This is a genomic window from Stenotrophomonas sp. Steno-Z1, assembly GCF_056393175.1.
In genome coordinates, this window is the sequence record NZ_JBWJPB010000004.1 from 72436 (window position 1) to 92319 (window position 19884).

General features: G+C 69.1%; 18 protein-coding genes. 10 read left to right on the plus strand and 8 right to left on the minus strand.

Annotated features, from left to right (window positions below; translation table 11 throughout):
• Nucleotides 1-298 precede the first annotated feature (298 nt).
• Both rpoD and dtd read right to left on the minus strand, forming a co-directional pair.
• Nucleotides 299-2146 carry an RNA polymerase sigma factor RpoD gene (rpoD, locus tag AC06FD_RS12790; RefSeq protein WP_259209798.1) on the minus strand — a complete coding sequence of 616 codons (1848 nt, stop codon included), beginning with the start codon at nt 2144-2146 and terminating at the stop codon, nt 299-301.
• 88 nt (nt 2147-2234) lie between these two features.
• Nucleotides 2235-2675, minus strand: coding sequence for a D-aminoacyl-tRNA deacylase (dtd, locus tag AC06FD_RS12795; RefSeq protein ID WP_259209799.1), 441 nt, complete (start codon nt 2673-2675; stop codon nt 2235-2237).
• A gap of 85 nt (nt 2676-2760) precedes the next feature.
• Here dtd and AC06FD_RS12800 point away from each other — a divergent pair, with 85 nt between their 5' ends.
• The 4 genes from AC06FD_RS12800 to AC06FD_RS12815 all read left to right on the plus strand — a co-directional run bounded on the left by AC06FD_RS12800 (nt 2761) and on the right by AC06FD_RS12815 (nt 7051).
• Nucleotides 2761-3678, plus strand: a complete 918-nt coding sequence (locus AC06FD_RS12800; protein ID WP_478078010.1) for a lauroyl acyltransferase — start codon at nt 2761-2763, stop codon at nt 3676-3678.
• Nucleotides 3679-3746: 68 nt separating this feature from the next.
• Nucleotides 3747-4883 (plus strand): GTP cyclohydrolase II RibA, encoded by a 1137-nt coding sequence (gene ribA, locus AC06FD_RS12805; protein WP_478078011.1) that lies wholly within the window; start codon nt 3747-3749, stop codon nt 4881-4883.
• Nucleotides 4884-5027: 144 nt separating this feature from the next.
• Nucleotides 5028-5507 (plus strand): PH domain-containing protein, encoded by a 480-nt coding sequence (locus AC06FD_RS12810; RefSeq protein ID WP_478048472.1) that lies wholly within the window; start codon nt 5028-5030, stop codon nt 5505-5507.
• Nucleotides 5504-7051, plus strand: a complete 1548-nt coding sequence (locus tag AC06FD_RS12815; protein WP_259209806.1) for a PH domain-containing protein — start codon at nt 5504-5506, stop codon at nt 7049-7051. The genes AC06FD_RS12810 and AC06FD_RS12815 overlap by 4 nt, the downstream gene beginning before the upstream one ends.
• 110 nt (nt 7052-7161) lie before the next feature.
• Here AC06FD_RS12815 and AC06FD_RS12820 read toward each other — a convergent pair whose 3' ends face one another.
• Nucleotides 7162-8220 carry a CDP-glycerol glycerophosphotransferase family protein gene (locus tag AC06FD_RS12820; RefSeq protein ID WP_259209850.1) on the minus strand — a complete coding sequence of 353 codons (1059 nt, stop codon included), beginning with the start codon at nt 8218-8220 and terminating at the stop codon, nt 7162-7164.
• Here AC06FD_RS12820 and AC06FD_RS12825 point away from each other — a divergent pair.
• Complete coding sequence (locus AC06FD_RS12825) at nt 8219-9037, plus strand: glycosyltransferase family 2 protein (protein WP_394164816.1); 819 nt, start codon at nt 8219-8221, stop codon at nt 9035-9037. The two genes, AC06FD_RS12820 and AC06FD_RS12825, sit on opposite strands and share 2 nt — an antisense overlap.
• On the opposite strand, the gene AC06FD_RS12830 is transcribed toward AC06FD_RS12825, so the two are convergent.
• From AC06FD_RS12830 to def, 5 genes are all read right to left on the minus strand, one after another.
• Nucleotides 9022-10320 (minus strand): O-antigen ligase family protein, encoded by a 1299-nt coding sequence (locus tag AC06FD_RS12830; protein WP_478078012.1) that lies wholly within the window; start codon nt 10318-10320, stop codon nt 9022-9024. The genes AC06FD_RS12825 and AC06FD_RS12830 overlap by 16 nt on opposite strands.
• A gap of 108 nt (nt 10321-10428) precedes the next feature.
• Entirely contained in the window at nt 10429-12153 is a 1725-nt protein-coding gene (locus AC06FD_RS12835) for an ArnT family glycosyltransferase (RefSeq protein WP_478078013.1), read from the minus strand.
• A gap of 25 nt (nt 12154-12178) precedes the next feature.
• A complete protein-coding gene (gene rsmB / locus AC06FD_RS12840; RefSeq protein WP_478048469.1) occupies nt 12179-13519 on the minus strand; it encodes a 16S rRNA (cytosine(967)-C(5))-methyltransferase RsmB in 1341 nt (446 codons plus the stop codon).
• Nucleotide 13520: 1 nt separating this feature from the next.
• Nucleotides 13521-14444: a methionyl-tRNA formyltransferase gene (fmt, locus tag AC06FD_RS12845; RefSeq protein WP_259209814.1), complete on the minus strand. Its 924-nt coding sequence runs from the start codon at nt 14442-14444 to the stop codon at nt 13521-13523.
• A gap of 99 nt (nt 14445-14543) precedes the next feature.
• Complete coding sequence (gene def, locus AC06FD_RS12850) at nt 14544-15056, minus strand: peptide deformylase (RefSeq protein ID WP_259209815.1); 513 nt, start codon at nt 15054-15056, stop codon at nt 14544-14546.
• Between the two features lie 126 nt (nt 15057-15182).
• On the opposite strand from def, the gene AC06FD_RS12855 reads away from it, so the two are divergent.
• The 5 genes from AC06FD_RS12855 to AC06FD_RS12875 all read left to right on the plus strand — a co-directional run bounded on the left by AC06FD_RS12855 (nt 15183) and on the right by AC06FD_RS12875 (nt 19843).
• Nucleotides 15183-16313 (plus strand): LysM peptidoglycan-binding domain-containing protein, encoded by a 1131-nt coding sequence (locus AC06FD_RS12855; protein ID WP_259209819.1) that lies wholly within the window; start codon nt 15183-15185, stop codon nt 16311-16313.
• A 73-nt stretch (nt 16314-16386) separates the two neighbouring features.
• Nucleotides 16387-17526 (plus strand): DNA-processing protein DprA, encoded by a 1140-nt coding sequence (gene dprA, locus AC06FD_RS12860; RefSeq protein WP_478078014.1) that lies wholly within the window; start codon nt 16387-16389, stop codon nt 17524-17526.
• Between the two features lie 42 nt (nt 17527-17568).
• A complete protein-coding gene (locus AC06FD_RS12865; protein WP_259209824.1) occupies nt 17569-18042 on the plus strand; it encodes a DUF494 family protein in 474 nt (157 codons plus the stop codon).
• Nucleotides 18043-18079: 37 nt separating this feature from the next.
• Nucleotides 18080-18841, plus strand: a complete 762-nt coding sequence (locus AC06FD_RS12870) for a GYF domain-containing protein (RefSeq protein ID WP_478048466.1) — start codon at nt 18080-18082, stop codon at nt 18839-18841.
• A gap of 45 nt (nt 18842-18886) precedes the next feature.
• Nucleotides 18887-19843: an RDD family protein gene (locus AC06FD_RS12875; RefSeq protein WP_259209828.1), complete on the plus strand. Its 957-nt coding sequence runs from the start codon at nt 18887-18889 to the stop codon at nt 19841-19843.
• The last annotated feature ends 41 nt before the right edge of the window (nt 19844-19884 follow it).

Here is a 19884-nt window from a genome sequence, read left to right on the forward strand (position 1 = left end):
AGCAACACCGCATTATTTCAATCCATTGATTAATAATAATTCTATTGGATGTAACGGCTTTCTCACTTGATAATTACGTTACGTATTTGTTTACGTAAAAAGTTGCGTGTCGGGACCGAAAAGCAGCCAGCCATGGGCTGGCTCTACGATTGTGGGCGGCCGATCCGATGCGCAGCGAGGTGACGACTTGGGGCAGCCGATCCAGCGCGCAGCGAGGTAACGCCCACCGCCCCGCCGTCGCCCACAAAAAAGCCCCGCCGAAGCGGGGCTTTTTGAACGCCTTACCGGCCGCCTGGGATCAATCGATATCCAGGAAGCTGCGCAGCTGCTCGGACCGGCTCGGGTGACGCAGCTTGCGCAGCGCCTTCGCTTCGATCTGGCGGATGCGCTCGCGGGTGACGTCGAACTGCTTGCCGACTTCCTCGAGGGTGTGGTCGGTGTTCATGTCGATGCCGAAGCGCATGCGCAGCACCTTGGCTTCCCTCGGGGTGAGGCCAGCCAGCACGTCACGCACGGTTTCAGACAAGTTGATGTTGGTGGTGTTCTCGATCGGGGACTCCACGTTGGTGTCCTCGATGAAGTCGCCCAGATGGGAATCCTCGTCGTCGCCGATCGGGGTTTCCATCGAGATCGGCTCCTTGGCGATCTTCATCACCTTGCGGATCTTGTCTTCCGGCATGTCCATTTCCTTGGCCAGCTCCTCCGGCGTGGCCTCGCGGCCGTACTGCTGGAGCATCTGGCGAGAAATGCGGTTCAACTTGTTGATCGTTTCGATCATGTGCACCGGGATACGGATGGTGCGCGCCTGATCGGCGATCGAACGGGTGATGGCCTGGCGGATCCACCAGGTCGCATACGTGGAGAACTTGTAACCACGACGGTATTCGAACTTGTCCACGGCCTTCATCAGGCCGATGTTGCCTTCCTGGATGAGGTCGAGGAACTGCAGGCCGCGGTTGGTGTACTTCTTGGCGATGGAGATCACCAGGCGCAGGTTGGCCTCGACCATTTCCTTCTTGGCCTTGCGCGCACGCGCTTCGCCGTAGGCCATGGCGCGGCTGATTTCCTTCAGCTCGTCCAGTTCCAGCCAGGTGGTCTTTTCGATGTCGAGCGTGGCCTGCTGCTCGGCAATGATCTGGTCCTTGACGTCACGCAGGGCCGAGGACCACTTCTGCTTGCGCTTCAGTGCGTCTTCCACCCACTCCAGGTTGGTCTGGTTGCCTTCCCAGGACCGGATGAAGTCCTTGCGCGGCATGCGCGCGGTCACGGTCGCCAGGTTCAGCACGCGGCGCTCGTGGGACTTGATGTCGGCCATTACGTCGCGCAGCTGCTTGACCAGCACGTCGGTCAGCGGCAGCGGCAGCTTCAGGGTGACGAACACGGCAGCCATGTCGTCGCGCAGCTTGGCCAGCGGCTTGCGGTCGCCCTTGGCGGCGGCCTTCTTGAAGGCGGCGTAGGCATCGGCCAGCGCCTGCATGCGGCGGGCGACTTCTTCCGGGTCCGGACCGGTCGGGCCGGCTTCTTCCTCAACGTCGTCGCCGTCGTCGTCTTCATCGGCGTCTTCGTCGGCGTCGTCGCTGGTGTCTTCAGCCACGACCGGGGCCGGCACTTCTTCGACCAGGTCGTTGAAGCCGACGATCACTTCGGCCAGGCGCTTCTTGCCTTCCTTGTGCGCGTCGTAGTCGGCCAGCAGCGATTCGACCGACACCGGGAAGGTGCCGAGCGCGGCCTGGACCTGGCCCAGGCCTTCTTCGATGCGCTTGGCGATGGCGATTTCGCCTTCGCGGGTCAGCAGCTCGACGGTACCCATTTCGCGCATGTACATGCGCACCGGGTCGGTGGTGCGACCACCTTCGGTGTCCAGCGCGCTCAGCGCGGCGGCAGCTTCTTCGGCCGCGGTGTCATCGACTTCGCGGTTGCCGGTGTTGCCGTCGTTGAGCAGGAGGGTTTCTGCATCGGGCGCAACTTCATGGACATCAATGCCCATGCCGTTGATCATGCCGATGATGTCTTCGATCTGCTCCGGGTCGACGATGTCGTCGGGCAGGTGGTCATTGACTTCGGCGTAGGTCAGGTAGCCCTGTTCCAGGCCCTTGCTGATCAGAAGCTTGATGTCGTTTTGCTGGGCAGGACGTTCGTTGGCCATGTAGTGCTCGCGCCACCGGCAGGGAGAGGAATAGAACCTAGCATTATACCAGCCCGGCGCCCTGCCGGCCCGGGCGGTGGTCCCGGGGTCAGGGTCTGAGCAGGAAGGTCACTGGACCATCGTTGACCAGGCTGACAACCATATGGGCGCCGAACTGGCCGGTTTCCACCCCCGGAACGTGTTTTTGCCTGCAGATCTCCACCAGTCGGTTGAATCCGCGTTCAGCCTCCACGGGTGGTGCGGCGGTGCTGAACCCCGGGCGCATCCCGCTGGAGGTGTCGGCGGCCAGGGTGAACTGGCTCACCAGCAGCAGCCCGCCGCCCGTATCGGCCAGCGACCTGTTCATTTTTCCGCCCTCATCGGCAAATACACGGTAGCCGAGCAGCCGATCGGCCATGCGTGCGATCCCGGCCTCGCTGTCGCCCGGCTCCATGCCCACCAGGGCCAGCAATCCCGGGCCGATCCGACCCACGACCGCGTCCTCCACGCTGACACTGGCCTGGGTGACGCGCTGGATCAGAACAAGCATGGGCCGGCTTCCTGGGACGGGGCGGCCTACCTTAACGCGCCCGGCCCCCGGCGAGGATGGCGGCCAGCGGCTAGACTTCACGGTGATGAAACCGCATACCACTGCCCGCCTGGCCTACCGCGCCGCCGTCCTGTTCACCCGCCTGCCCTGGTCCTGGCTACGCGGCATCGGGGCTGCGCTGGCCGGCCTATGGATCCGTCTCAACGCCCGTGAAAGCCGGGTCACCCGGCGCAACCTGGAACTGGCCTTCCCGGACATGGGGCCCGCCGAACGCACCGTGCTGCATCGCCAGGTGCTGCGCTCCACCGCGATGCAGGCGATCGAAACCCTGCGCCTGTGGACCCGCCCCCGCCAGGACAACCTGGCCTGCCTGGTCGAGCGCCATGGCGAGGCGCTGTACGACGCCGCGCTGGCCGCCGGCAAGGGCGTGATCGTGGCCGCCCCGCACCATGGCAACTGGGAGCTGCTCAACCAGTGGCTGGCCTCGCGCGGCCCGATCGCCATCGTCTACAAGGCCCCCGACGAAGCGGTCGGCGATGCATTCCTGCAACTGGTGCGCGGCGGCGACAACGTCCGCCAGGTCCGCGCCGAAGGCCCGGCGGTGCGCCAGTTGTTCAAGGTGCTCAAGGACGGCGGCGCCACCGGCATCCTGCCCGACCAGCAGCCCAAGGCCGGCGACGGCGTGTTCGCGCCGTTCTTCGGTGTCGAGGCGTTGACCATGACCCTGGTCAACCGGCTGGCCGAGCGCACCGGGGCCACCGTGCTGTACGGCTGGTGCGAACGGGTCGGGCCGGACATGCAGTTCGCCCTGCACATCGAGCCCGCCCCGCCGGCGGTGGCCGATCCGGACCCGCGGGTGGCGGCCACCGCGCTCAACGCCGGGCTGGAGCGGATCGCGCGGCGCGACCCCAGCCAGTACCAGTGGACCTACAAGCGCTACACGCTGCGCCCCCCGGAAAGTGGTGAAGTGGACCCGTACGCTACCGAGCAACATCCGCACTGAATGCGACGCTGTGTCGCGCCGTCGGCGCAATTGGAATCGGCGCCTTCCGTCCCCACTGTGAACCCACGATGTCCCCCACGGCCCCTGCCATGTCTGATGCTGCTTCTCTCCTGTTCGGCGATCCGGCCGCGATCCGCTGCGAGCGGGCAGTGGCCGAATTGCGTGCCGGCCGCCCGGTGGTGATCGATGACAGCCACGGCCAGCGCCTGGCCTTCATCGCGCTGGACAGCAGCACCCGCAGCAGCTTCAGCGCGTTTGCCCAGGCCGCCGATGCGCGCCACTTCCTGTTCCTCACCGCTACGCGCGCGCGGGTGCTGGGTGTGACGGCCGAGCACGGCGCGCGGGTGCCGTTGGCCGGCGTCGATTTCGATGCCCTGCCCTTGCTGAGCTACCTGCGCGAGCCGGGGGCGATGCCCGCGGGCTGGAGCGCCGGGCAGGCGCTGGACGACGGTGCGGTGGAAGTGGCGCGGCTGGGCCTGCTGCTGCCGGCCATGGTCGGCGTACTGCTGGATCCGGCCGATACCCGTTTCGACGGGTGCGCGCAGGTCTCGCTGTGCGACCTGCACCAGGGCGCCGAACAGGCCGCCCACGCCTATGAGCTGGTGGCGCGCTCGCCGGTACCGCTGCGCGAGGTCGGCATGACCGAGTTCGCGGTGTTCCGCGGCGGCGTGGCCCAACGCGACCAGGTGGCGATCATCGTCGGCACGCCGGACCTGTCTGGCGTGGTGCCGGTGCGGGTGCATTCTTCGTGCCTCACCGGCGACCTGTTCGGCTCGCTCAAGTGCGACTGCGGCGACCAGCTGCGGCGTGGCCTGCGCAAGCTCAAGGACCTGGGCGGTGGCATGCTGCTGTACCTGGACCAGGAAGGCCGCGGCACCGGCATCGCCGCCAAGATGCGTGCCTACGGCTACCAGCACGACGGCCTGGACACCATCGACGCCGATGCGCAGCTGGGCTTCGGCGCCGACGAGCGCCGCTACGGCAGCGCGGTGGCAATGCTGCAGGGCCTGGGCGTGCAGCGCGTCCAGCTGCTCAGCAACAACCCGACCAAGGCGCAGCGCCTGCGCAATGCCGGCATCGAGGTGGTGGACTGCGTGCCGGTCACCGGCGACATCACCACCGAAAACGAGCAGTACCTGCGTACCAAGGCCGAACGTGCCGGGCACCTGCTCGATGTGGACGCACTGATCCAGGCCGCGCAATAGCGCGCGGCAACCTGCTACCGTCTGCGCGACGGGCGCAGCCGCACTGGAACGACGCCCGGCACGCATCCCATTGCCGAGCGCCCTGCCTTGCCCGACGCCATCGACACCCCCGTCCTTCCCGCCCCGCCCCCGCTGCCGCCGCCGTTGCAGGCTGAACCCCGCTGGCAGCCGTTGCCGTTGCGCGCCGCCGGCATCGCGGCCATCGCCGGTGCCATCGGCGGCACCGCGCTGATCGGCGGCGCCTGCGCGGTCGGCTGGATCGTGCTCGACCTGCCGCTGCGCTGGTATGGCGCGGCCGGCATGCTGGTGCTCGGCGGTCTGATCGGGGCCGGCTTCGGCTTCCGACGCCAGCGCCGCACCTATTGGCGGTTGGACGAGGCGGGGCTGGGCATGCGCCGCGACCTGATGTGGCAGCTGGAAACGCACGTGCCGATCTCGCGCGTGCAGCACCTGGACCTGCGCCGCGGCCCGATCGAGCGTGGCGCGCGACTGGCCACGCTGGTGGTGCACACCGCCGGCAGCCGCTTCAGCGCGGTGACCCTGAGCGGGCTGGATGCCGCAGACGCCGAACACCTGCGCGATACGCTGGCCCACCAGCTCGACCGGGACGACGACGCCCTGTGAGCAGCGTGCCACCGATCGACGACGCCGCGGTCGATCCCGCGCAGGAGCAGCGGCTGCATCCGTGGTCGTGGCTGTTCGTGCTGCTGATGCAGATGCGCCAGTTCCTGCTGCCGCTGGTGGCGTTGCTGGTGTTCGGCAATCGCGGGGACCGCGACGAGATGTGGTCCTATGCGGCGGCGGTGGTCGTCATCGCGGTACTGGTCGGCGTCTCGATCCTGCAGTTCCTCACCTACCGCTACCGGATCGGGCGCGACGGGATCAGCGTGCGCAGCGGGGTGGTGTCGCGCAACCGGCGCGAAATCCCGTTCGCACGCATCCACAACGTGGTGGTCCACCAGAACCCCCTGCACCGCCTGTTCGGCGTGGCCGAGCTGCGCCTGGAGTCGGCCGGCGGCGCGCGCCCGGAAGCGGAGATGCGCGTGCTCAAGCTGTCCCAGGCGTTGGCCCTGGAGCAGTTGGTCCGCCACCGCGGCCAGGCGCCGGCCGTGCCGACCGCCGCGACGGCGGAGGTTGCCGCCGCCACGCCGCCGCGTGGCGACGATGCGGTGCTGCTGCGACTGAGTCCCTGGGACGTGGTGCGGATCGGCCTGCTCTCCAACCGCGGTTGGGTGGTGGTGCTGGCCGCGCTGGGCGCCACGATGCAGTTGTTCCCGCGCGGCACGATGTCCGATGCGATCGAATACGGCAGCCGCCAGGCATTCGGCTACGCCAGCCACCTGCATCCGGCGACGTGGGTCTGGGCGCTGCTGGCGCTGCTGGCGGTGCTGGGCTTCTGGGTGCTGCTGCGGGTGTTCTCGGTGGCCCTGGCACTGCTGCGCTATTACGGGTTCCAGCTCAGCGAGCACGAGCGGCGCCTGACCGTGGTCAGTGGCCTGCTCACTCGCCTGCGCAGCAGCGTTGCACGGCGCCGCATCCAGGCCTGGACGCTGCGCGAAAGCCCGCTGCAGCGCTGGGCCCGGCGTCGCCACCTGCGCATCGACATCGCCGCGGGCGCCGCCGTGGAGAACGAGCGCCGCGACCTGCGCGAGCTGGCCCCACTGGCCACGCCGGAGGCCTGTGATGCGCTGGTGCGGCATCTGTTGCCGCAACTGCAGTGGCCGCCGGCACGCTGGCAGCCGGTGCAGCAACGCGGCTGGTGGCGACTGTGCCTGCCGGCCCTGCTGTGGCTGCCGGTGGTGGCGGCCGCAGCCGTGTGGAACGGGCTGCCGATGGGGGCCCTGATCCTGCTGTGGCTGCCGTGGTCGGCCTTCCGCGCGCACCGTCAGATGGCCCGCATGGGCTATCACCTGGATGCGCAGTACGTGGCCGCCCGTGGCGGCTGGTGGCAGCGCTGGTGGCGCTTTGCCGAACTGGACAAGCTGCAGTCGCTGCGCCTGAGCCGCTCCCCCCTGGACCGCTGGCTGGGCACCGCCAGCGTCTGGCTGGACACCGCCGGGGCCGGCGGCAGCATTCCCCTGTGCCTGCGCTACCTGCCCGAAGCGGATGCCCGCGCGGTGTATGCGCAGCTGGGCCAGGCCCTGGCCAAGCGCCGCCTGCACTGGTAGTGCCACGCCACGCGTGGCAGCCGTCCGACCCACCGCCCTGTAGTGCCACGCCATGCGTGGCAGCCGTCCGACCCACCGCCCTGTAGTGCCACGCCATGCGTGGCAACGCCTCAACGCTTCGCCGGCCCCCAATACCCCAGCTCCCTGCGGATCTGCAGCCCGCGCGTCCACGCGCCGAACGGCTTGCGCTTGAGCACGCCCAGCTCACCGGCCAGGAAGTCCTCGGTGGCGGCGATCACCCGCTCGCTGGAGCAGCCGTCCCGATAGGGGTGGATCGTCTCGGCATAGCGCCGGATCTCGGCCATCAGTGCCGGTTCCGGAGCCAGCGCACGGTCCAGCATCGCCGGCAATGCCGTTGCCTCATCGAAGTCGATCATGTGCGGCTGCGGCACGCGGTTGCGGAAGGTCACCACCGGTTTGTGCTGCACCAGGAACTCGGACACGATCGAGGAGGTGTCCGACACCAGCACGTCGGCGGCGCGCTGCGCGGCCATCACCTGCTCCGGTTCGATGAAGGCGGCATGCGCGCCGGCCAGCGCGCGATACCGCGCGAACAGCGCCTCGCTGCACTTGGGGTGCAGGGTCAGGAGCCAGTAGCGTTCACCGCGCGCGATGTCGGCCGCGATCTGCTCGTACAGGTGCGGCGCCGCGCTGAGGCGCTCGGTGAAGGTGGACCCGAACAGGATCACCGGGCGGCCGGCAGCCGGCGCCCGCAGTGCGGCACTGGCACCGCCATCCTCGCGGAACAGCGGGTCCAGCTTCGGCCACCCGGTCTGCGCGACGGCGAAGTGCCCCTCGCGCTCGGCCAGCGCACGGAACGGATCGGTGGTGGCGGGGCCCTGCGTGCAGTACAGGTCGAACAGGCCGCGCACCCGGAAGTGACCGCGGGCGCTGTCGCGCTTCTGCACGTTGAAGCCATGGAACACCTGCACCTTGGCCCCGGCGATGAACGGCGGCACCCAGTTGGCGGCACTGAACACCGCCCGCGGGCGCAGCGCGAGCGCCTGCCGGAGGTCCACGTTGGGCACGCCCGGCAACTGCGATCCGGCGGCCCCATCGGCAAACCAGGCCGACACCGATTGACCGGACGCGTGCAACGCCTGGGCCAGTGGGGCGAGAATGGGCAGCGCATAACGCTCCGTCGCAAACAGCAGGTACTCGGCCATCATGTCCTCCACGACCGCTCCCACTGAACGGCCTCGCATCTCGGCCTGCATTATCGCGTTCAATGAAGCCGACCGCATCGGCGACTGCCTGGCCTCGCTGGCCTTCTGCGACGAGATCGTCGTGGTGGACTCCCAGTCCACCGATGCAACCGTGGCGATCGCGACAGCCGCCGGGGCCCGCGTGCTGCAACGCCCGTTCGATGGTTTCCGCAGCCAGAAGGCGTTCTGCGTGGAGCAGGCCGCGCATGACTGGGTGCTGTGCCTGGATGCCGACGAGCGCATCAGCGAGGAGCTGCGCGCGGCCATCCTGGCAGCCCAGGCCGATGGCTTTGCCGGGCACCACGGCTACCGCTTCGCGCGGTTGTCGGCGTACTTCGGCAAGTTCCTCCGCCACGGCAATGCCTACCCGGACCGCGTGCTGCGCCTGTTCGACCGCCGCCACGGCGGCTGGCGCGGCAAGCGCGAGATCCACGAGGCCGCCAGCGTGGATGGCAGCGTCGGGGTGCTGCGCGGCGACCTGATCCACTATCCGTACCGTTCGCTGGAGCAGCAGCTGATCAAGACCCAGCGCTACGCGCGGATGATGGCCGAGCACGAGTTCGCACGCGGCAAGCGCGCCACCCTGGCCAAGCTGGTGCTGGCACCGGCGTGGCGGTTCTGGCGCGGGTTGCTGCTGCGTGGCGGCTTCCGCGACGGCTGGCACGGGCTGGTGTACGCCTATGTGCGCGCCAACTACGTGCGCCAGAAGACCATCATGCTGTGGATGCTGCAGCACGGCCAGCCGGTGACCGACCCGCCGCGCGATCAGCCCGGCGCCTGAGCCCGGGCCTGGGCAAGCGCCTGCCGGCGCTGGTGGCCCTGCATCACCGACAGGCCCGCCAGCAGCGCCACGATGGTGACGTAGAAGCTGGCGGTGATCTGGTGGGCGAACATCGACTGGGTGATGCCACACAGCACGTAGGCCACCACGATCATGATCCCGGCCGCGGCCGGCCCGCGGAAGGTGGTTTCACCGCTGCGCCGGTGCAGGCCCACAAACACCCACAGCGGCACGCCGTACACCGCCAGCAACAGCAGCACGCCCGGCACGCCCTGCGTGGCCGACCACTCGGCCAGGTCGTTGTGCGCGTGGCCAAGGTGGCAGCGCAGCTCACCGGGATCGTCGCGGCATACCGGCAGGCGTTGCATGGCGCTGTCGAAATGGCCGATGCCCACGCCCGTCAGCGGATGGTCCAGGAAGGTCTCATAGGCCACCTGCAGGCGCTCCACGCGCGCCCCGGCCGAGGAGTCGCTGTCGCCGCGCTCCATGCGCACCACGTCGTGCTTGAGTTCGGTCAGGCGCACCTGCTCGCGCAGGCTAGGGATGGTCAGCGCCAGCGCGATGGCGATCGCCAGCACCGCCAGCAGGACCCCGAATCGGGCAGGCCCGGTACGCCAGCGCAGGCTCATGGCCATCACCGCCAGCAGCGCCAGCAACGCCAGCCAGACGCCGCGGCTGCCGCTGAGCACGATGGTCACGCAGCCGGCCACCATGCCCACGATCACCCAGCTCCAGCGCCGGTGCGGGCGGCAGAACACCAGCAGCACCATCAGCACCAGCACGATGTCGGCCAGCACGATCGCGTTGGTGCTCAGGTCGGCACGCGGCGCGCCGCCGGCCACCTGCAGGATCGCCAGCAGCATGGTGCCCAGCAGGCCCACCAGCGAACCGGTCCACAGCCAGCGCAGCTCCGGCCGGAACGCGCACACCCACAGCGCCAGCCAGGGAATCACCGCGAACCGCGATCGGTTGTCGATGTCGCGCAGGCCCTGGTCGAACAGATACATCGACAGCAGCGCCAGGCCGATCGCCGCCAGCATCATCCAGGTGAGCATGGCCACCGGCCGGCCGGCGAGGTGGCGCGCACGCCACAGCAGTTCCGGCGCCAGCAACGTGCTGAGCAGCAGCACGATGCCGTAGGGCAGCAGGTTCTGCGGCACCGTGAGGATCAGCGCCGGCAGGCAGAACAAGCCGAGATTGGCCAGCTGGTGGGCGAGCCGTCCCCGGCCCTGCAGCGGCGGCAGGGACATCTCGGGCAGCGGACGGGGGTTGGTGTGCTTCATTGCCACGCTCGACCACACACAGGCATGCATGCCCTTGCACTGCTCGGACGCAACCGGCGCCCGCGGGCATGAACGACGTGCCCTGCGGCGCGCGCCCTGTCATTCGGCTCAATCTTCATCGCCATCGATCTTGTGCAGGGTGCGCTCGCGCTCGGCCTCGGCCGCGGTGGCCACGCAGGGCCCATGGATGTCGCTGGCCGTCACCAGCCACCAACGGCGACGGTTGGCGACCCCGGCCAGGGTCGCGGTATCGCGGTCCACGCAGCCAAGCAGTGCGTCTTCCTGCACCACCAGCCAGCGTCGCGTCGGTTGCGCGGCCTGCCAGGCCACGCCATCGCGCAGCTGCCGGTCCCAGCGGCGGTTGAAACCGAAGGTGGTGGCAGGACGGTCGGCCATCAGCAGGTTCTGTTCCTTCCAGGCCACCAGCCCCAGTTCGCCGTCCGGGCCGATGCGCTGGCCGATCTGCTGCATGAGGCCGCGGGCGGAACTGGAATCATTGAACAACGGGTAGCCGACCAGGCCGTAGGCCACCCAGGCCATGGTCAGCGTGGCTGCGGCCGCCAGGTGGAAGCGCCGCGCGCCGGCCGCGCACAGGCTGAACACCGCCCAGCAGCCCAGCGCCACGCCCACCCAGCCCAGCGCCGAGGTCAGCTTGGTATTGATGCCGCGCTCGATGATCAGCCGGCTTTCAAACCCGGGCTGGCCGGTCAGCATGGCGATGCCCGCGCCGAGCAGGCCCAAGGCCAGCAGGCCGACGAAGCCGGCCAGCACCCACTGCACATCGCGCCGGCGCAGCAGCCCCGGCAGCAGCGGCGCCAACGCCAGGCAGAACATCGGCAGCGACGGCAGGATGTAGACATCGCGCTTACCGTGCGGAATCGAGAAGAACAGCACGATCAGCAGCCACCAGCCGAGCAGCAGCAGGTAGCGCGGATCGCGCCGGCGCAGACGCCGCCACCAGGCCGGGATGGCCCACGGCAGGGCCAGGATCGCCGGCACCCACATCGACGGCATGGTGCCGAGGAAATACCACCACGGCTGGTGGTGGTCCCAGGACTGCGCGTAGCGCTTGGCGGTCTGGCGGAACAGGATGTCGTCCATGTAGGCGCGGTACTCGACCGAGCCGCTGGCGGTGGCGGCCAGCACCATCGGCAGCAGCCACAACAGCACCGCCAGCACGAAGGCCAGCGGCCCCAGCCAGAATCGCCAGTCGCGCACGTGCAGGCGCACCCGCGGCCAGCCGAGTATCGAGGCCACCGCCGCCGGCAGGATCATCAGCAGCGCGAGCACGCCCACGCCCTTGGTGATCACCCCCAGGCCGGCGGCGAACCAGCCCAGCCACCACCAACGCCACGCCGGCCCGCACAGCAGGTGGCGCAGCAGGCCGTAGTTGGCCAGGGTGATGAAGAACACCACCAGCGGGTCGATCTGGGCCTTCTTCGCCTGGAAGGTGAAGTGCACCGCGAACAGCAGCGCCCAAGCCGCATACAGCCCGACCTGGCGCGTCCACAGCCGCCGGCCCAGGTCGTAGACGCAGGCCAGCGTGCCCAGCGCGGCCAGCAGCGACGGCAGCAGGAAGGCCACCCGCCAGTTGCCGAACACGCTGTAGAAGGCCGCCTGCGCCCACATCAGCATCGGCGGCTTGTCCGAGTACAGCTCGGTGCCGCGATGCGGGAACAGCCAGTCGCCGCCGAGCACCATCTGCTTGGCCACGAGGGCGAAGCGGGGCTCGTCGGACGGCCAGGGATCGCGCATGCCCAGCCCGGCGCCGAGGACCAGCAAGGCCATCAACGCAAGCAACCAGAACTCTCGGGACGCGCGGGAATTGAGCATGGGACGCATGGAGGGCAGCAGTGGATCAGCCCTTTTTTAGCAGACGCGCGTAGAAGAAACCGTCAGCACCCTCTTCACCCGGCAGGCGCTGGCGCCCGGCCCAGGAGTCGTGGCCGAAGCGTTCATCCAATGGCAGGAAGCCTGCGCGGGGGGTGCGCTGGAGGAAGTCTTCGACCTGGAACTGGTTCTCTTCACGCAGGATCGAGCATGTCGCATACAGCAGGGTGCCGCCGGGGGCGAGCATCCGGAAGCAGGCATCCAGCAGACGCCCCTGCAGGGCCACCAGCGCCTCGATGTCGGCCGGGCGGCGGTGCAACAGCACGTCCGGCTGGCGGCGGATGATGCCGGTGGCCGAACAGGGTGCATCGAGCAGGATGGCGTCGAACGGCTGCCCGTCCCACCAGCTGTCCGGGTCGGTGGCATCGGCGGCCAGCACCCGCGCCTGCGCGCCCACGCCGGTCCGCGCGAAGGTCTCGCTGATCCGCTTCAGCCGGCGCGGATCGATGTCCAGCGCCAGCAACTGCAGGGTCGGGTCGCGCTCCAGCAGGTGCGCGGACTTGCCGCCCGGGGCGGCACAGGCATCCAGCACTCGCGCGCCGGGGCGCGGCGCCAGGGCGTCGGCCACCAGCTGGGCCGACAGGTCCTGCACCGACAATGCGCCGGCGGCGAAACCGGGCAGCGCCGACACCGCCACCGGCACCGGCAGGCGGACCGCGTCGCTGCCCAGCGTCGAGCCCTCGGCCGCCATGCCGCCGTCGGCCAGTTGCGCCAACACCGCCTCGCGGCTGCCGTGCTGGCGGTTGACCCGCAACCACAGCGGCGCGGCCACCAGGCTGGCACTGAATACCGCGTCGGCCTGCTCGGGCCAGTCCTGTTCGATCTTGTCGGCCATCCAGTCCGGGAAGGCTTCGCGCGCCGGGCGCTGCGGAATGCCTTCGCGCTGGGCGCGGCGCAACAGCGCGTTGACCATGCCGGCCTGGCGGTCGCGGCCCATCGCCCGTGCCGCATCCACCGTGGCCGAGAGCGCCGCGTGCGCCGGCAGTTCCAATGCGTCGAGCTGGGCGAAACCAACCAGCAGCAGCGCGCGCAACTCATCCTCGCGCACGCTCAGCGGACGCTGCATCCACTGCGCCAGGGCGGCGTCATAGGCGCCGCGCCGGCGCAGCACCGCAAAACACAGTGCCTCCAGCAGCGCGCGGTCGCGGCTGTCGTCCAACTCGGGCAATGCCTTGGCCAGCTCGGCCTTGAGCGAGCGGCCACGGCCGATCACCTGGGCCAGCACCTTGGCGGCCAGCACGCGGGTGGGCACGCCGGGGGCCATTGCCACGCGCTGCGGGGCCTGCTTGTCCTGCTGGATACGGGTCATCTCAGGCGCCCACGCTCAGGTCGCGGCGCGCGTTGAGGTAGTCGGCGGCGGTGATCGCCTTGCCGCCTTCGCGTTGCAGCACGCGCAGGCGCAGCGCGCCCTGCCCGCAGGCGATGTCGATGCCTTCGCGCGCGGCCGCCAGCAGGGTCCCCGGGGCCTTGCCCTGGTTGTCCGGCAGCGCCACCGCCCCGTGGATGCGCACGCGTTCGCCGGCCAGCTGGGCCTCGGCGATCGGCCACGGGTTGAAGGCACGCACGGTGCGCTCCAGCGCCTGCGCATCCTGCGCCCAGTCCAGCCGCGCCTCGGCCTTGTCCAGCTTGTGCGCGTAGGTCACCCCGGCCTCCGGCTGGGGCTGGGCGATCGGCTTGATCCCTGCGCGCAGCAGGCCGAGGCCATCGGAGAGCACCTGCGCGCCCAGCTCGGCGAGGCGGTCATGCAGGTGGCCGCCGGTATCGCTGGCGCCGATCGCGACGTGCTGCTTGAGCAGGACCGGGCCGGTATCCAGGCCGGCCTCCATCTGCATCAGGCAGACCCCGCTCTCGCTGTCGCCGGCCTGGATGGCACGCTGGATCGGCGCGGCGCCGCGCCAGCGCGGCAGCAGCGAGGCGTGCACGTTCCAGCAGCCGTGGGTCGGGATGGCCAGCACCGCCTTGGGCAGGATCAGGCCATAGGCCACCACCACCATCAGGTCCGGCTGCAGGTCGCGCAGCTGCTGCTGTGCCTCGGGGGTCTTGAGGTTTTCCGGCTGGAACACCGGAATGCCGCGCGCGATCGCCTCCAGCTTCACCGGCGAGGGCATCAGCCCACGCCCGCGTCCGGCCGGACGGTCCGGCTGGGTATAGACGGCCACCACTTCATGGTGGCGCGCCGCCGCGCGCAGCGAGGACACGGCGAACTCCGGCGTACCGGCAAAGACGATTTTCATGGCGACCCCACTTGCAGAAAGAAAAACGGCGCCGGTGGCCGGCGCCGAACAACCGGGTGCGGCGCGCGGTCAGCCCGCGCGGCCGTGCCCGTGGCCATCTCAGGCAACGTGCTTGCGCTGCTTGGCCAGTTTCTTGCGCACCATCTCGCGCTTGAGCGGCGAGAGGTAATCGATGAACAGCTTGCCGTCCAGGTGGTCCATCTCATGCTGGATGCACACCGCCAGCACGCCGTCGGTGGTCAGTTCCTGCGGCTGGCCCTGACGGTCCAGGAAGCGCACGGTGATCTGGTTGGCGCGGGTGACGTCGGCAAAGATGCCCGGCACCGACAGGCAGCCTTCCTGGTAGACCTGGCCGCCCTCGTTGGCGACGATCTCCGGGTTGATGAACACCTGTGGGGTGTCCTTCTCCTCGCTGACGTCGATGACCATGAAGCGCTTGTGCACGTCCACCTGGCTGGCGGCCAGGCCGATGCCGGGGGCCTCGTACATGGTGTGGAACATGTTGTCGATCAGTTCCTGGAAGGCCGGGGTGGTGACCTCGGCGGCCTCCATCAACGCAGCCTTGGTGCGCAGGCGCGGATCGGGAAACTCAAGAATAGGCAGGATAGCCATGGCAAATACCGGTAGGGGGCGCCGGTCGAAGCGGCGTACGTCGCAATTCTATCGCCAACGCTTGCCCTGCGCCCCGGTTTCTGGACTATAGTGCGCGAACCTGTTGGGGAATCAGGCACCACACCTATGTTTGAACGTACTCGTACGGTCGTCGCCGTGGCGATGTTGACCGTCGCCACCTATGCTACCGCCGTTGAAGTGAATGGCGGGCACCCGGATACCTACGTCGTCCGCAAGGGCGATACCTTGTGGGACATTTCCGCGCGCTTCCTTAAAAAGCCGTGGTTGTGGCCGGAGATCTGGCAAGCCAATCCGCAGGTCAAGAACCCGCATCTCATCTACCCCGGCGACGTACTGAGCCTGGCCTACCTGGACCGCGTCGTGGCCCAGCCCGGCCCGCGCCAGGAAGCGCCGATCAACGGCATCCCGCTGGACCAGGTCGAGCCGTTCCTGAAGCAGCTCAGCGTGGTCGACGAGATCAAGTCCCTGCCGTTCGTGGCCGGGCTGGAAGACAACCGCCTGCGCGCCACCAGTGGCCAGGTCGCCTATGTCCGCGGCCTGGACGGGGCCGAAGTGGGTCAGCGCTGGGCGGTGGTCCGGCCGAGCGTGCAGTACGCACTGCCCAAGCCGACCGAGGACCTCACCTACCGCGGTGACGTCACCCCGGGCAGCGGCAACCTCTGGAAGAACTACATCGTTCCCAGCAAGCGCAACCAGACGCTCGGCTACGAGCTGGTCCAGGTCAACGTGGGCACGGTCACCAAGGTCGCCGCTGGCGACGTGGATGTGACCACCATCGCCCTGCAGACCCAGGTCGGCGGGCGCGAAGTGCGCAAGGGCGACCGCCTGGTTCCGGTCGAGGCCAACCCCTACGACCTGCAGTTCTTCCCGCACGTCCCGGCCGCCCAGACCGAAGGCCTGGACATCCGCGTGCTGGCGGTGACGGACATGTTCCTGGCCGGTGGCCCACGCGATGTGATCGCCATTTCGGCCGGCAGCGCCAATGGCATCGACAACGGCACCGTGGTGTCGCTGTGGCGCCAGGGGCGCCACGTGGCCAACACCATGAAGTACGGCAACTCGTCGCGGATGGACGATTCGCTGACCGACGGCGCCGGCCGCATCACCCTGCCCGACGAGTACGCCGCCCACGCGATGGTGTTCCGCACCTTCGACAAGGTCAGCTACGCGCTGGTCATGCAGGGGCTCAAGCCGGTCCAGGTGGGTTACGCGGCCAAGCATCCGGACGCGCAGTAACGCGGCATTGCCCTACGCAACACTCCGACGGCGCCCCAGGGCGCCGTCGCTGTATCCGGCCTAGCCTGAGCGGATGTGCCCTTTCTTTACCGATGACACCGAGGCGCTGCTGCGCCTGGTCCTGGCCGGCGGAAGCGTGCCGCCGCGACGGCGGCTGATCGAGCGCCACGGCGATGCCCTGCAGGCGCTGCGCGCCGGCCCGGCCGCCTGGCGTGGCGCCGGCTGCGGCCCGGCCCAATGCGCCCGGCTGGCCCAGCCCGACCCCGCCTGGCTGGCCTGTGCAACGGCCTGGCTGGCCCAGCCCGATCACCACCTGGTCGGCATCAACGACCCGGACTACCCGATCCTGCTGCGGCACCAGCCCGAGGCGCCGCCGGCCCTGTTCGTGCAGGGCGACCCGGACGCGCTCTGGCACCCCGGGGTGGCCGTGGTCGGCAGCCGTACCCCGACGCCGAGCGGGGCCGAACTGGCCGCCGAGTTCGCCGGGGCGTTGGCGCGCAGCGGGCTGTCGGTGGTCAGCGGGCTGGCCGCCGGCGTCGACGCGCGGGCCCACGACGCCGCATTGAAGGTGGCCGGGGGCCGCACCGTGGCGGTGGTGGCCACCGGCCTGGATCGGACCTACCCGCCGGCCAACGCCGGTCTGCACGCCCGGATCGCGGCACGCGCGGCCGTGGTGAGCGAGTACCCGCCCGGCATGGGCCCGGCGGCGCACCAGTTCCCGGCCCGTAACCGGATCATCGCCGGGCTGTCGCTGGGCACCCTGGTGATCGAAGCGGCGGCGCGCTCCGGCGCCCTGATCACCGCCCGCCTGGCCAGCGAGGCCGGGCGCGAGGTGTTTGCCGTGCCTGGCTCGGTGCGCAACGCCCGCGCCCGCGGCTGCCACCGCCTGATCCGCGACGGGGCCCAACTGGTCGAGCATCCCGACGAGGTGATCGCGGGGCTGACTGCCCTGGCCGGCAGCCTGGGCCAGGCCTTGCGAAGCCGGCTGGGCGCCCCCACTGAACAGGCACGACCGGCGCCGCCAAGCGCCCCTGCCCATGCCGACCCGAACTACCAGCGCTTGTGGCAGGCACTGGATGACAACCCAACCAGTATGGATTCATTGATCCAGCGCAGCGGATTGACGACGGCTCAGCTGTCGGCCATGCTGCTGGTCATGGAACTGGATGGAAAGGTGGTTGCCGCATATGGGCGCTACTGTCGAAAACCCTAGTTTCTTCACCTCCACAGCGTCGTTGACGCAGGCCGAGGGGCAATGAAAGAGAGCATTCTGGATGTCCTGCTGTACCTGTTTGAACATTACTTCAGCGAGGATCCGGACCTCGTCCGTGACCGCGACACCCTCCAGAACAGCCTGATACAGGCCGGCTTCAGCCCCACCGAAATCAAGAAAGCGTTCGACTGGCTCGATGCCCTGGCCGACCAGCGCCCCGCCGTGACCCTGGCCCGGGTCGATGGCCCGGTGCGCATCTACCATGGCCCGGAACTGGACAAGCTCGACGTCGAAGGACGGGGCTTCCTGATGTTCCTGGAACAGCACGGCATCCTCGACGCCAACCAGCGCGAGCTGGTGCTGGACCGCGCCATGGCCCTGGACCAGGACGAGCTGGACCTGGACGACCTCAAATGGGTCGTGCTGATGGTGCTGTTCAACCAGCCGGGTTCCGAGGCGGCGTACGCCTGGATGGAAACCCAGATGTTCGTTGACGAACCGGAACCGCTCCACTGACCGTACACTGGGCGCCTTGCGCATTCAGGAGCGTGCCGTGGGCCAGTGGTTCTATGCAGAAGGAAATCGCCAGCAGCGTGGGCCGCTGGCGTCTGACGAGCTGATCGCGTTGTATCAGTCCAGCCGTATCGCCGCCGATACGCTGGTCTGGCGCGACGGCATGGCGCAGTGGCTGCCGCTGCGCGACGTCGCCGAGGAAATCGGCCTGGTGCTGGCACCGCCGCCGGCAGCCAGCACGCCCGCCCCCCCACTCGATGCCACGCCCGGCCCTGCCCCGGCGCCCCGGGTTGCGGTGCCGCCGCAGATTCCCGTGCCACCGACGACGCCCGCCACCGGCACCGCGGTCGCCCCGCGCACCGGCATGTCCGGCTGCGCGATCGCGGCCCTGATCGGCGGCGCCTGCCTGGTGGTCGGGATCGCGGTGGTGGCCATCCTGGCCGCGATCGCGCTGCCCGCCTACCAGGAGTACGTGATGCGGACCAAGACCACGCTGGCCCTGGCCGAACTGGGTGCGGTCAAGGCGCAGGTCAGCCAGTTCGCCAGCGCCAACGGCCGCTGCCCGGTCAACGACGACGACGGCTTCCAGGCCGCCGACGGCTACGCCAGCAGCATGCTGGCGGCGGTGCATATCGGACGTTTCGACAACGGCCATTGCGGCATCGAGGCCGAGCTGGAGGCCAGCAGCCACGCTGCGCTGGACGGCAAGCTGGTGTGGCTGGATTACGACCCGGAGCAGCAGCAATGGGAATGCACGTCGGAAGTCGATGACAAGTACCTGCCGCTGGAATGCCGCGGCTGAAATCGGACGGATGTCCACGGATGAACACACATGGGGATCGAAGCAATGACTGAGTGGTATTACGCCGATGGCCAGGATCGCCAGGGCCCGTTGAGCGCCGACGAACTGCGCCTGCGTTTCCAGCGCGCACAGATCACGCTGGCCACGCTGGTCTGGCGGGAGGGCTTCCCGCAGTGGAAGCCGCTGTCCGAGGCAGTCGATGAGCTGCAGCTGCAGAACCTGGCCAGCGCCGCCGACAACGTCGGCACCGGCATCGACCTGCGCGGGGATTACACCGCCATCGACAACGGCACCGCGCCATTGCCCGGCACCGGCGGCGGCACGTTCTCGCCGTACACCGCGCCCACCTCGGGCGGCAGCCATGCCGAGGCCATGGTGGTCGGCGGGGGCGAGGTGGTGTATGCCGGTTTCTGGAAGCGCTTTGCCGCGGCCATGATCGATGGCCTGGTGATGTCCAGCGTGCTGGTGCTGGTGTTCCTGGTGGGCATGCTGCTGTTCGGCGGCATGGCCAGCTTCATGGGGGGCCTCAATTCGCCGGAAACCTCCCCCGGCATGGCGATCTTCATCGTGCTGGGCGTGTACGTGCTGCCGATGATCATCCAGGCCCTCTACTTCACCCTGATGCACGCCTCCACGCGCCAGGCCTCGCTGGGCAAGCTGGCGGTGGGCATCAAGGTGGTGCGCGGCGACGGCCAGCGCCTGACCAAGGCGCGCAGCCTCGGCCGATGGGCGGCGCTGTTCTTCTCCTACCTGATCAGCTGCGGTATCGCCTACCTGGCCTCGGGCATCATGGCCGGCGTGACCCAGCGCAAGCAGGGCCTGCACGACATGGTGGCCGACACGCTGGTGGTGGACAAATGGGCCTTCACCGACCAGCCCGAGCGGCAGCGCCGCGAGCTGGGCACGGTCACCCTGGTGGTCATCGCGCTGACGGTGCTGGCCGTGCTGGCCTATGCCGGCTTGATCGTGATGACCATTGTGATGGCCGCCGCACAATCGTAAGGAAACCCGGGCAGATCGCCGTACGGCGGCGATCTTCCTCA